This window comes from Oceaniradius stylonematis (genome assembly GCF_003149475.2).
Lineage (GTDB): Bacteria > Pseudomonadota > Alphaproteobacteria > Rhizobiales > Rhizobiaceae > Roseitalea > Roseitalea stylonematis.
In genome coordinates this window covers 196,235-208,617 of the sequence record NZ_QFWV02000007.1, presented here as the reverse complement: position 1 = coordinate 208,617, position 12,383 = coordinate 196,235, and the positions used below count along the sequence as shown (strand labels likewise).

Below are 12,383 nucleotides of genomic sequence, written 5' to 3'. Positions count from 1 at the left end.
TTACCGCCCTGGTTGTTTGAAGAAGACATCGCCTGCGGCAAACGTTGTGGACGTGCCGTCGGGCAGGCGCAAGATCAGATATCCGTCCGCGTCGATATCCTCGAAGATGCCCTGATGGGTCGCATTGTCGAGCGTGACGGTCAGGGGTTGTCCGCGGCCCCGCGCGTGATCGAGCCAGCGCTCACGGATCGCTGTGGTGTTCCGGCCGCGATTCCAGTCATTGAGGACTTTGGCGAATGCGCCGGCCAGATGGTGAAACAACGACCGCGACGTTGCATCCGGCCGATGAGCGGTGAGATGGGTCGCCGGATAGGGCGTATCAAGGGGGTGCGCCGTAACATTGATGCCGCAGCCGATGATGACGGCGTTCGTGCCGTCCGGCGCCGACAGGCTTTCAAGCAGGATGCCACAGCATTTGGCGCCATCGATCAGGACGTCGTTCGGCCATTTCAGTTCGATGGATGGACCGCCCTCGCCCAGTTCGGCTGCTACCGCGTCACGCACGGCCAGACCCGTCACCAGTGGCAAAAAGCCGATCCGATCGACGGGAGCCGGATCGACCAGCACGAGCGAGCCGAACAGATTGCCCGGCGGCGACGACCAGGGCCGGCCACGCCGGCCGCGCCCTTGGGTCTGTTCGCCGGCGGTGAGCCACAAGCGTCCCTCGCCCGCTGACCGTTCGCGCACCAGCGCGGCAAGATCGGCGTTGGTCGAGCCGGTGGTCGCCACGTGGGCAGCGCGCCAGTCGGGCAGACCGGGGATCGGCTCGAAGACGAGCGTCTCGGACATGCGTCAGAAGAAGGTCCGCGCGGCCGCTTCGGCATAGGCGGCAATCGGCCCGCCAAAGACGATATAGGCCAGAACGAACACGCCGCTGGCGCCCATCACCAGCCGCAACTCGCCAGCGGGCGCCACGAACCGGCCCTCGGCATCGTCGAACCACATGATCTTGACGATGCGCAGATAATAGTAGGCGCCGACCACGGAGGAGAGAACGCCGATGATGGCGAGCGGCCAAAGGCCCGCTTCGACAGCGGCAAGAAAGACGTACCATTTCCCCCAGAAGCCGGCGAGCGGCGGAATGCCGGCCAGCGAGAACATCAGCGCGGTCAGGATGGCGGCCATCAGCGGGTTGTTGGACGCATAGCCGGCCAGATCGCTGATCTGCTCGACATTGCCTTCGTCCTTGCGCCGCATGGCCAGGATGAAGGCGAACGTGCCGAGCGTCATCGCGAGATAGATCGCCATATAGAGCATGACGCCCTGAACGCCGGCCACGGTGCCGGCGGCAAGTCCGACAAGCGCGTAGCCCATATGGCCGATCGACGAATAGGCCATCAGGCGCTTGATGTTGCGCTGGCCGATCGCGGCGAATGCGCCGAGCACCATCGAGGCAATCGAGATGAAGACGATGATCTGCTGCCAGTCCGCTGTCACGGGCTGGAAAGCGTCCATGACGACGCGCACGAGCATCGCCATGGCGGCCATCTTGGGGGCCGCCGCGAAGAAAGCGGTCACCGGCGTCGGCGCGCCTTCATAGACGTCGGGCGTCCACATGTGGAACGGCACGGCGGAGATCTTGAAGGCCAGCCCGGTCAGCAGGAAGACAAGGCCGAACAGAACGCCAATCGAACGCTCTCCGCCGGTGACGGCAGCGGCGATCTCGTCAAAACCGATATGGCCGGTGAAGCCGTAGATGAGCGAGATGCCGTACAGCATCATGCCGGAGGAAAGCGCGCCGAGGACGAAGTATTTCAGGCCCGCTTCGGTCGACCGGGCGCTGTCGCGGTTGATGGCGGCAATCACGTAAAGCGCCAGCGACTGCAGTTCGAGCGCCATGTAGAGCGACAGGAGATTGTCCGCCGACACCATCAGCATCATGCCGAGCGTCGACAGCGCGATCAGGATCGGGAACTCGAACCGGTCGAACTTCTCCTCGCGGGCAAAGCCCACCGACATGACCAGCGCCACGATCGAGCCGATCAGCACCAGCATCTTCATGAAGAAGGTGAAGGCGTCGTGCACGTAGGCGCCGCCGAAGGCCGGGCCCATGGGCGCGAAGAACACCATCCAGCCGAGCGCGGCGACCAGCAGCGCGACGGTCAGCGAAGTGACGATCGCGTTGGCGCTTTCCTTGCGGACGAAAACGCCGACCATCAGAAGCGCCATCGCGCCGATGGCGATGAGCAGTTCCGGCGCGGCGATCACAAGGCTTTGTGCGAGTTCTTGTGCGGTCATCGGGAGCGGTCCGTTCAGTTCATCTGCGCGGCGACATCGCCGGCCGCGGCTGCCGCCTGGAGCGCCGCATTGTAATCGACAAGAAGGGCCTCGACCGACGGTCCGATCACGTCAAGGACGGGCGCGGGATAGACGCCGAAGAAGATGGTCAGGACGACGAGCGGATAGAGCAGCACCTTTTCGCGCGTCGTCAGGTCGAGCAGCGATTTGAGCGTTTCCTTTTCCAGCGCACCGAAGATGACGCGGCGATAGAGCCACAGCGCATAGCCGGCCGACAGGATCACGCCGGTGGCCGCAAAGACCGCGAACCATGTATTGACCCGGAACAGGCCCATCAGGGTGAGGAATTCGCCGACAAAGCCGGACGTTCCCGGCAGGCCGACATTGGCCATGGTGAAGACCATGAAGGTGACCGCGTAGGCCGGCATGTTGTGCACCAGCCCGCCGTAGGCGGCGATTTCGCGCGTGTGCAGCCGGTCGTAGACGATGCCGACGCACAGGAATAGCGCGCCGGAGACAAGGCCGTGCGACAGCATCTGGAAGATCGCGCCTTCGACGCCCTGCACATTGGCGGCGAAGATGCCCATTGTGACAAAGCCCATATGAGCGACCGACGAATAGGCGATCAGCTTCTTCATGTCCTGCTGCATCATCGCGACCAGCGAGGTGTAGATGATGGCGATGACCGAAAGAGCGAAGACAAGCCAGGCCAGATCGGCCGAGGCGAGCGGGAACATGGCGAGCGAGAAGCGGATGAAGCCGTAGCCGCCGAGCTTCAGAAGAACACCCGCCAGGATGACCGAGCCCGCCGTCGGCGCCTCGACGTGGGCGTCGGGCAGCCAGGTGTGCACCGGCCACATCGGCATCTTGACCGCAAAGGAGGCGAAGAAGGCCAGCCACAGCCAGAACTGCATTTGCGGCGGGAAATCGTGGGCCAGAAGCTCGGGGATCGATGTCGTGCCGGCCTCCCAGTACATCGCCATGATCGCCAGCAGCATCAGCACCGAGCCGAGCAGTGTGTAGAGGAAGAACTTGAACGAGGCGTAGACCCGCCGCTTGCCGCCCCATACGCCGATGATGATGAACATCGGGATCAGGCCGCCTTCGAAGAAGACGTAGAACAGGACGATGTCGAGCGCGCAGAAGACGCCGATCATCAGCGTTTCAAGGATCAGGAAGGCCAGCATGTAGGCCTTCACGCGGTCCTTGATCGCGTCCCAGCTCGCCAGGATGCAGATCGGCATCAGGAAGGTCGTCAGGATGACGAACAGCATGGAGATGCCGTCGACGCCCATCCGGTAGGTCAAGCCGCCGCCGAGCCATGCGGCCTCCTCGACGAACTGGAAGCCGGGATTGGACGTGTCGAATCCGGCCCAGATCAGGAGCGAGACCAGGAAGGTGAAGACCGTCGTCAGCAGCGCGACCATGCGAATGTTGCGCAGGCCAAGCTCCGTCTCGTCGGAGATGAAGAAGATGACGAGGACACCGACCAGCGGCAGGAAGGTGACGAGCGAAAGCAGCGGCATGCCGGCCATCACAGGGCTCCTCCGAGCATCATCCAGGTGATGAGCGCGGCCAGGCCGATCATCATCGCAAAGGCGTAGTGGTAGAGATATCCCGACTGCAGGCGGACCACGCGGCCGGTCACATCGGTGACGCGTTTGGCGACGCCGTTGGGTCCGAAACCGTCGATCAGCCAGCCATCGCCGCGCTTCCAAAGGAAGGTGCCCAGGCGCTTGGCCGGATTGACAAACAGGAAGTCGTAGAGTTCGTCAAAGTACCATTTGTTGAGCAGGAACTGGTAAAGGCCGCGATGCTGGCGGGCCAGAGCCGCCGGCGTTTCGGGCGAGCGGATATACATGTACCAGGCCGTGACGAGGCCGATCAGCATGGCCACCGCCGGGCTGGCCTTCACCCAGAACGCCACCTCGTGGAACTCTTCGAGAATGTGATTGTCCGGACCGGCGAACAAAGCGGTGCGGAAGAAGTCGTTGTACCAGCCCTCATGATGGCCGTGGCCGACAAAGGCCGAATAGAAGAAAAAGCCCGACAGCAGCGCGCCGACGGCGAGGATGTAGAGCGGCACCAGCATCACCGGCGGCGATTCATGGACATGGTGCATGACATCGGCGGTGGCGCGCGGCTTGCCGTGGAAGGTCATGAAGATCAGCCGCCACGAGTAGAACGAGGTCATGACCGCAGCAATCAGCAGCATGCCGAAGGCAAAGCCCGCCGCCGCGTTGTGGCCGACAAACGCGCTCTCGATGATGGCGTCCTTCGAAAAGAAGCCCGCGGTGCCGATGTAGGTGCCCGGAATGCCGACGCCGGTCAGCGCGATCGTGCCGATGATCATCATCCAGTAGGTCATCGGGATGTGCTTCCGAAGGCCACCCATCTTGCGCATGTCCTGCTCGTCGGACACCGCATGGATCACCGAGCCGGCACCCAGGAACAGGAGCGCCTTGAAGAAGGCGTGGGTGAACAGGTGGAACATCGCCGCGCCATAGGCGCCGACGCCCAGCGCGACGAACATGTAGCCAAGCTGCGAACAGGTCGAATAGGCGATGACGCGCTTGATGTCGTTCTGAACGAGACCGACGGTTGCCGCAAAGAAGGCCGTGATCGCGCCGACGATGGTGACGACGGTCAGCGCGTCGGGCGAGAATTCGAAGATCGGCGACAGGCGTGCGACCATGAAGACGCCGGCCGTGACCATCGTGGCGGCATGGATCAGCGCGGAGACGGGCGTCGGGCCCTCCATCGCGTCGGGCAGCCAGGTGTGCAGCATGAACTGGGCGGACTTGCCCATCGCGCCCAGGAACAGGAGCAGGCAGACCACGGTCAGCGCCTCGCCGGCGGTCAGGTCCATCCACAGGAAGCGGAACAGCACTTCGCGGGCGGCTTCGGACGCCTCGCCATCGACGGACGCGAAGGCGGCGGCATTGGCAAAGATCGTGTCAAGATTGACCGAGCCGAACAACACGAAAACGCCGAAGATGCCCAGGATGAAGCCGAAGTCCCCCACCCTGTTGACGATGAAGGCCTTCATGGCCGCGTTGTTGGCGGATGCCTTCTTGTACCAGAAGCCGATCAGCAGATAGGAGGCGAGACCGACGCCCTCCCAGCCGAAGAACATCTGGACCAGATTGTCGGCCGTCACCAGCATCAGCATGGCGAAGGTGAACAGCGACAGATAGGCGAAGAAGCGCGGCCGGTGCGGATCGTCGTGCATGTAGCCGATCGAATAGATGTGCACCAGCGACGAGACCGTGTTGACGACGACCAGCATGACGACCGTCAGCGTGTCGATGCGGAAGGCCCAGTTGACGTCCAGATTGCCCGACCCGATGAAACGCATCACCTGAACGGTGCGCGGCTCGGCCTCCGAAAAGCCGACCGTGATCAGCGCAATCCAGGACAGGATCGCGGCAATCACCAGGAAGCCGGAGGTGATGTATTCGCAGGCCTTGGCGCCCAGCGCGCGGCCGCCGAAGCCGGCAATCAGCGCGCCCAGAAGCGGCAGGAAGACGATGGCGTGATACATGGGTGCGATCAGCCCTTCATCATGTTGACGTCTTCGACGGCGATCGAGCCGCGATTTCGGAAGAAGACGACCAGTATGGCGAGACCGATGGCCGCTTCGGCAGCCGCGACGGTCAGGACGAACAGCGCGAAGACCTGGCCGACCAGATCCTGCAGATGCGCCGAGAAGGCGACGAAATTGATGTTCACCGCCAGAAGGATCAGCTCGACGCTCATCAGGATGACGATGACGGACTTGCGGTTCAAAAAGATGCCGAAGATGCCGATGACGAACATCAGCGCCGAGACGGTCAGATAATGGGCAATGGTGATGGTCATGTGATCGGTCTCAAAGTCCCTTGCCGCTTTCGACGTCGACAAGCTCGACCGCCTTTTCGGGGTCGCGGGCGACCTGCTCGCCAATGTTCTGGCGCTTGATGTGCGGCCGGGGGTCGCGCAGCGTCAGCACGATGGCGCCGATCATGGCGACCAGAAGCACGAGCCCCGCGATCTGGAAGAAATAGACATAGTCCGTATAGAGGATGTCGCCGAGCGCCGCCGTGTTGGGCCGCGCTGCCGGATCGGGTGTTGGCAGGGCGGGCGTGCCAGACGGCTCGATCGCCAGAGACTGGCCGACGACGACGATCAGAAGCTGGGCTGCGATGACGACGCCGACCAGAACGCCGATGGGCGCATATTCGGCGATGCCCTTCCTGAACGTCACGCGGTTCACTTCCAGCATCATGACGACGAACAGGAAGAGGACCGCGACCGCGCCGACATAGACGGCCAGAAGGATCATGCCGAGGAACTCGGCACCGGTCAGCACGAACAGCGCAGACGCGTTGAAAAAGGTGAGGATCAGATAGAGCACCGAATGCACGGGATTGCGCGCCACCACCACCATGACGGAGCTGGCGACTGCAATGAATGCAAACATGTAAAAGAACGCCGCTGCGATGCCGGTCAACAGCATGTGTTCCCCCGATCGATGGTCTGCCGGCTGCCCTCTAGCAGTCCCGGCCTATCGGGACCAGACGCATTTGGTTGAACGCGTCGGCCCTGTTGTTGTCGTTGTGCCGGCCGGCTAGCGGTAGGGAGCGTCGAGCGCCATGTTGCGGGCGATCTCGCGTTCCCACCGGTCCCCGTTGGCCAGCAGTTTGTCCTTGTCGTAATAGAGTTCCTCACGGGTTTCCGTGGCGAACTCGAAATTGGGTCCCTCGACGATGGCGTCGACGGGGCAGGCTTCCTGGCAGAAGCCGCAATAGATGCATTTGACCATGTCGATGTCGTAGCGCACCGTGCGCCGCGTGCCGTCATTGCGGCGCGGTCCGGCTTCGATCGTGATGGCCTGCGCCGGGCAGATCGCCTCGCACAGTTTGCAGGCGATGCAGCGCTCTTCGCCATTGGGATAGCGGCGCAGCGCATGTTCGCCACGGAAGCGCGGGCTCAGCTTGCCCTTCTCGTGCGGGTAGTTGATCGTCGCCTTGGGCGCCACGAACCGGCGCATCGCCAGGAAGAAGGCGCTGACGAATTCGGCCAGAAGCAGCGACTTGGCGGCTTGTGCGAATGTGCTCATCTGCTCTCTTCCCTTCTTATGCCCAGCCCGTCAGCTTCAGGAAGGCGGCGGTGGCCACCACCATGAACAGCGAGATCGGCAGGAACACCTTCCAGCCAAGACGCATGAGCTGGTCGTAGCGGTAACGCGGCACGATCGTCTTGACCATGGCGAACATGAAGAACACCAGGCACAGCTTGAACATGAACCAGAAGACGCCCGGCAGCCATGTGAACGGCGCGAAATCGAACGGCGGCAGCCATCCGCCCATGAACAGGATCACCGTCAGCGCGCACATCAGAAGGATGGCGATGTATTCGCCGAGCATGAAAAGCATGTAGGGCGTCGAGGAGTACTCGATCATGTGGCCGGCGACGAGTTCGGATTCGGCCTCGACAAGATCGAACGGCGGACGGTTCGTCTCGGCCAGCGCCGAGATGAAGAAGATGACAAACATCGGGAACAGGCCCAGCCAGTGCCAGTCCAGCAAGGTGTTGGGCAGGCCGAGACGTGTGCCAAGTCCATCCTGCTGCGACAGGACGATGTCGGTCATGTTGAGCGAACCGACCAGCAGCAGAACGGTGACGATGACGAATCCGATGGAGACTTCATAGGACACCATTTGCGCGGCCGAGCGCAGGGCGCCGAGGAAAGGATATTTTGAGTTCGAAGCCCAGCCGGCCATGATCACGCCGTAGACCTCGAGCGCCGAGACGGCGAAGACGAACAGGATACCGACATTGATGTTGGCAACCGCCCAGCCCTGCTGAACCGGGATCACCGCCCATGCGGCGAGCGCCAGAACCGCGGAGACCAGGGGCGCGAGCAGGAAGATGCCCTTGTTGGCGCCCGACGGGATGATCGGTTCCTTGATCACGAACTTCAGAAGATCGGCAAACGACTGCAGAAGGCCGAACGGGCCGACCACGTTGGGGCCGCGGCGCGACATCACGGCCGCCCAGATCTTCCGGTCGGCATAGAGGATGAAGGCGGTGAAAACGAGCAGCACCACCAGCAGCGCCAGCGAATGGACAAGGATCAGGATGCCGGGAAGCACGTAGGTCTCAAACATGGCCGGTGGTCCGTTCCATCATGGCTGTCACACCGCTCATTCCGCAGCTTCCGCAAAACCCTTGCGCGCCAGTGAGGAGCATTCGGCCATGACTGCCGATGCGCGCGCTATCGGGTTGGTCAGATAGAAGTCTTTGACCGGCGATGCAAACGCCGATTTGCCAAGGCGCCCACCCTTTTTGGCCAAGGCCTGAACATCGGACGCAAGGCCCGGTTCGATGGCGCCGACATCGGCGAAATGCGGGTGCGCCTCGAAAAGCTTGGCGCGCAGCTGGCCAAGCGAATCGAACGGCAGCCTGTGGCCAAGCACATCGGACAGGGCGCGCAGGATTGCCCAGTCCTCGCGCGCGTCGCCCGGCGCGAACCCGGCGCGGTTGGTGGCCTGCACGCGGCCTTCCGTGTTCACATAGATGGCCGATTTTTCCGTGTAGGCGGCAGCCGGCAGGATGATGTCGGCATGGTGTGCGCCGACGTCGCCGTGGGTGCCGATGTAGATGGTGGTCGCGCCGTCTTTGCGTTTGCGCAGATCGAGTTCGTCCGCGCCGAGCAGGAACAGGACATCGGTGTCGGTGACCATCCTGGCCGCGTCGAGCCCGCCCTCGCCCGGTACGAAGCCCAGATCGAGCCCGCCGACACGTGCCGCCGCCGTGTGCAACACCGAAAAGCCGTTCCAGTCTTCGGAAACGGCGCCGACCTGATCGGCCAGCCTGGCCGCCAGTCCGAGTATGGCAGCGCCATCGCCGCGCGCGATCGCGCCCTGCCCGACGATGATCAGCGGGCGTTTGGCCTTTTTCAGCCTGGAGGCGAATTTGTGGTTGCCGTCGGCCAGATCCTTGAGCGTTTCGGGACCCGCGCCCAGCGATTCATGGTCGTAACGCAAGTCGCCCATGTCGCCGATTACGCCGATCGGCAGCGGTGCGGCACGCCACGCCTTGCGGATGCGGGCGTTGAGCACCGACGCTTCAAATCGCGGATTGGCGCCGACGATCAGGATCGCGTCGGCATCCTCGATGCCGTCGATGGTCGCGTTGAAGATGTAGGAGGCGCGGCCGCGCGCCGGATCGAGTGCGGCACCGTCCTGGCGGCAATCGATGTTGGCCGAACCAAGGCTCTCCATCAGCGTCTTGAGCGCGAACATCTCCTCGACACCGGCCAGATCGCCGGCGATGGCGCCGACCGCTTCGCCGGACTTGCCGTCAAGCGCCGTCTTGACCGCGCCGAACGCCTCGCTCCACGAGGCCGGCTTGAGCTTGCCGTCAGTGCCGCGCACATAAGGACGGTCGAGACGCTGGGTGCGCAGCCCGTCCCAGATGAAGCGCGTCTTGTCGGAGATCCACTCCTCGTTCACCGCTTCGTTGACGCGCGGCATGATGCGCTTGACTTCCTTGCCGCGCGTATCGACGCGGATGGCCGAGCCGACCGCGTCCATGACGTCGACCGACTCGGTCTTGGTCAGTTCCCACGGACGGGCCTGGAAGGCGTAGGGGCGCGATGTGAGCGCGCCGACCGGGCACAGATCGATCACATTGCCCTGCAATTCGCTCGTCATGGCCTGTTCGAGATAGGTGGTGATCTCGGCATCCTCGCCACGGCCGATCAGGCCCAGTTCGGAAATGCCGGCGACTTCGGTCGTGAAGCGGACACAGCGCGTGCAGTGGATGCAGCGCGTCATGATCGTCTTGACGAGCGGGCCGATATATTTGTCCTCGACGGCGCGCTTGTTCTCCTGGAAGCGCGAGGAATCGATGCCATAGGCCATCGCCTGATCCTGCAGATCGCACTCGCCGCCCTGGTCGCAGATCGGGCAGTCGAGCGGATGGTTGATCAGCAGGAACTCCATCACGCCTTCGCGGGCCTTCTTGACCATCGGTGTGTTGGTGAACACCTCCGGCGGCTGGCCTTCGGGTCCGGGGCGCAGGTCGCGAACGCCCATGGCGCACGACGCGGCAGGCTTGGGCGGACCGCCTTTCACCTCGACCAGGCACATGCGGCAATTGCCGGCGATCGACAGGCGCTCATGATAGCAAAAGCGCGGAATCTCGGCGCCCGCCTCCTCGCACGCCTGCAACAGCGTGTAGTGGTCCGGGACCTCGATTTCCTTGCCGTCAACCTTGATCAGGGCCATGGAAGCTTTCCGTCATATCCGTCGTTTGTCTCACGCGCAGCGCTGGTCTTGCCACAGCTTGCCGTGCGGCAGATGCGCCCAGTCGAACGCATGGTCCGTATTGCCGTGCCGGGCCAAATGGTCAAGCCGTTCGCGCGCCTCCAGAGGCGAAGGTCGATGCCCATCCTCCACCCACCACATGGCAAAATGGTGTGATGCGATCGCATCAAACCATTCGGCCTTGCGGCGATAGACCTGCTTGTGGACGGTGTTCCACACATAGTGTTCGAGGTCGGCCGGCGTTTGCCAGACGCTCAGGTTCAGGATGACGTGTGGATTGCCGAACAGGCGTCTGCCGAGCGCGGCAAGATCGGCGCCCTGGAAGCGCCAGACGAAACCGGGCGACCGGTCGGCAACCGCGTTGACCGCATCAAGGCGTTGCACGAAGCCGGCCATGGCCGGATCGTCGAGCGGATGCTTCGCGCGGGCAATGTTGGCCTCGGCCAGAAGCACGAGCCTTCCTCCGTGTCCTGCCGGCCTTCTGTCGCGGGCCGGTCAATGGGCCGGCCCGGACGCCTGGGCGCCCGGGCCGATGGGTCCGTCTCAGCGCGGCTCCTTGCCGAACTTTTTGACATATTCGTCGCGGCCGCCCTTGGCGAGCGCGGCAGCCTGCGCGATCCAGTCGTCACGTTCGATACGGCCCTTGAACTGCAGATAGTCATCCACCCAGGCGACTTCGTTGGCGGTCCACTCGGCGATCTGCCCGAAGGTCCAGATGCCAAGGCCGTTGAGCACCGATTCAAGCTTGGGGCCGACGCCGGCAATCATCTTCAGGTCGTCCGGTTTGGCCGGCTTTTCCGCCTTGGAGGGCTGCTTGAAGTCCTCGGGCATGATGTCAGCCGCCGATGCGGGTCCGCCCGGGCGTGCGGGCACGGACGCCACCGGCTCGGCGGACGGCACCAGCCGGACGACCGATGTCTCGGCAGCCTTGGCCTCGGCGGTGCCGTTGGCTTTCTTGGCGGACGCCTTGGGCGCGGCCGCGGGCGCCGGCGCGGCGGCCTTCACCTTGGGTGCCTTGACCGGCTTGGGGGCGGCCGTTGCGTCGGCCTTCACGCCGGACTTGGGCGCGGCTTTGGCGGCCGGTTTCGCCTTGGCGGCAACCGCCGTCTTGACGGCCGTCTCGGCCTTGCGCTTCGGCGCCGGCGTGGCCGCGGTCTTGGCAGCCGGCGCCTTGGCTTCGGCGGTTGCTTCACCCGTGCCGAAGGCCCATTCGAATTTCAGCGGGTTGACGCCGTCGAGCGCCGGCGGCGCGAAGGGCGAGATGTCGCGCGTTGCCTTCTGCATCCGCACGGCATTGTCCATCATGCCGGTCATTGCGCCGAACATGGTGCCCATCATCTGGCTGGTCGCGCCCATCGAGACGGCCGCACCCGCCGCCATGGCCGCCATCGGGTGGGTGGCCAGATTGGGCATGCCTTCAAAGCCGGGGACGGCCTTCATCATCGTTTCGATGTTGGCTTCGATCGCGTCAGCGTCCGCCATCATCGGCGAGAACGGCATGGGCGGAAGCTTGGGCATATTGGGCACACCCATACCTTTCATGAAGCTCTCGGTGGTCTTCTGCAGCGGCTCCATGCCCGGCATCAGCGCCAGAAACGGGTTTTCCTTCGCCTGCGGGCTGATCATGTTCTCTGCGAACGGAAACATCGACATCGGTTTTCTCCTCAAAGTCGCTTGCGTCCGCCGTTCCGTGGTGTTTCCTCTTGCCGCGTCGCCGCAAAAGCGCCGCACGGCCGGACCGGTTCCGGTCTCATTGTCGTCTTCTATGCTGAAACACGCGGCCCTGTCAGCACGACATTAGGCGCGTGTCCGGCCTCATTTGTTGCATTG

General features: G+C 63.5%; 11 protein-coding genes. All 11 read right to left on the bottom strand.

Going from position 1 to position 12,383, the window contains the following annotated elements; translation table 11 throughout:
- Complete coding sequence (locus DEM25_RS12020; RefSeq protein WP_109765988.1) at positions 1 to 789, bottom strand: biotin--[acetyl-CoA-carboxylase] ligase; 789 nt, start codon at positions 787 to 789, stop codon at positions 1 to 3.
- Positions 790 to 792: 3 nt separating this feature from the next.
- Positions 793 to 2,238, bottom strand: coding sequence for an NADH-quinone oxidoreductase subunit NuoN (gene nuoN, locus DEM25_RS12015; RefSeq protein ID WP_109765987.1), 1,446 nt, complete (start codon positions 2,236 to 2,238; stop codon positions 793 to 795).
- A gap of 14 nt (positions 2,239 to 2,252) precedes the next feature.
- Positions 2,253 to 3,773: an NADH-quinone oxidoreductase subunit M gene (locus DEM25_RS12010; RefSeq protein ID WP_109765986.1), complete on the bottom strand. Its 1,521-nt coding sequence runs from the start codon at positions 3,771 to 3,773 to the stop codon at positions 2,253 to 2,255.
- On the bottom strand, positions 3,773 to 5,782 hold the full coding sequence (gene nuoL / locus DEM25_RS12005) for an NADH-quinone oxidoreductase subunit L (RefSeq protein WP_109765985.1): 2,010 nt from the start codon (positions 5,780 to 5,782) through the stop codon (positions 3,773 to 3,775). The genes DEM25_RS12010 and nuoL overlap by 1 nt, the downstream gene beginning before the upstream one ends.
- An 8-nt stretch (positions 5,783 to 5,790) precedes the next feature.
- Positions 5,791 to 6,099 (bottom strand): NADH-quinone oxidoreductase subunit NuoK, encoded by a 309-nt coding sequence (gene nuoK / locus DEM25_RS12000; protein ID WP_109765984.1) that lies wholly within the window; start codon positions 6,097 to 6,099, stop codon positions 5,791 to 5,793.
- Between the two features lie 10 nt (positions 6,100 to 6,109).
- The gene (locus DEM25_RS11995; protein ID WP_109765983.1) at positions 6,110 to 6,736 is read right to left on the bottom strand and encodes an NADH-quinone oxidoreductase subunit J; all 627 of its coding nucleotides are present in this window, start codon (positions 6,734 to 6,736) and stop codon (positions 6,110 to 6,112) included.
- A 111-nt stretch (positions 6,737 to 6,847) separates the two neighbouring features.
- Entirely contained in the window at positions 6,848 to 7,339 is a 492-nt protein-coding gene (gene nuoI / locus DEM25_RS11990) for an NADH-quinone oxidoreductase subunit NuoI (RefSeq protein WP_109765982.1), read from the bottom strand.
- A gap of 16 nt (positions 7,340 to 7,355) precedes the next feature.
- Positions 7,356 to 8,390, bottom strand: coding sequence for an NADH-quinone oxidoreductase subunit NuoH (gene nuoH, locus DEM25_RS11985; protein WP_109765981.1), 1,035 nt, complete (start codon positions 8,388 to 8,390; stop codon positions 7,356 to 7,358).
- Positions 8,391 to 8,426: 36 nt separating this feature from the next.
- Positions 8,427 to 10,514 (bottom strand): NADH-quinone oxidoreductase subunit NuoG, encoded by a 2,088-nt coding sequence (gene nuoG, locus DEM25_RS11980; protein ID WP_109765980.1) that lies wholly within the window; start codon positions 10,512 to 10,514, stop codon positions 8,427 to 8,429.
- A gap of 30 nt (positions 10,515 to 10,544) precedes the next feature.
- Positions 10,545 to 11,006: a DUF3291 domain-containing protein gene (locus DEM25_RS11975; protein WP_109765979.1), complete on the bottom strand. Its 462-nt coding sequence runs from the start codon at positions 11,004 to 11,006 to the stop codon at positions 10,545 to 10,547.
- Positions 11,007 to 11,096: 90 nt separating this feature from the next.
- The gene (locus tag DEM25_RS11970; protein ID WP_109765978.1) at positions 11,097 to 12,206 is read right to left on the bottom strand and encodes a helix-hairpin-helix domain-containing protein; all 1,110 of its coding nucleotides are present in this window, start codon (positions 12,204 to 12,206) and stop codon (positions 11,097 to 11,099) included.
- Positions 12,207 to 12,383: the final 177 nt, after the last annotated feature.

Excerpts from the sequence above, each read along its gene's own strand:
- nuoK (WP_109765984.1), bottom strand. The coding sequence starts at position 6,099 with ATGACCATCACCATTGCCCATTATCTGACCGTCTCGGCGCTGATGTTC.
- DEM25_RS11970 (WP_109765978.1), bottom strand. The coding sequence starts at position 12,206 with ATGTCGATGTTTCCGTTCGCAGAGAACATGATCAGCCCGCAGGCGAAG.
- nuoI (WP_109765982.1), bottom strand. The coding sequence starts at position 7,339 with ATGAGCACATTCGCACAAGCCGCCAAGTCGCTGCTTCTGGCCGAATTC.
- DEM25_RS12010 (WP_109765986.1), bottom strand. The coding sequence starts at position 3,773 with ATGGCCGGCATGCCGCTGCTTTCGCTCGTCACCTTCCTGCCGCTGGTC.
- nuoG (WP_109765980.1), bottom strand. The coding sequence starts at position 10,514 with ATGGCCCTGATCAAGGTTGACGGCAAGGAAATCGAGGTCCCGGACCAC.
- nuoH (WP_109765981.1), bottom strand. The coding sequence starts at position 8,390 with ATGTTTGAGACCTACGTGCTTCCCGGCATCCTGATCCTTGTCCATTCG.
- nuoN (WP_109765987.1), bottom strand. The coding sequence starts at position 2,238 with ATGACCGCACAAGAACTCGCACAAAGCCTTGTGATCGCCGCGCCGGAA.
- DEM25_RS11995 (WP_109765983.1), bottom strand. The coding sequence starts at position 6,736 with ATGCTGTTGACCGGCATCGCAGCGGCGTTCTTTTACATGTTTGCATTC.
- nuoL (WP_109765985.1), bottom strand. The coding sequence starts at position 5,782 with ATGTATCACGCCATCGTCTTCCTGCCGCTTCTGGGCGCGCTGATTGCC.
- DEM25_RS12020 (WP_109765988.1), bottom strand. The coding sequence starts at position 789 with ATGTCCGAGACGCTCGTCTTCGAGCCGATCCCCGGTCTGCCCGACTGG.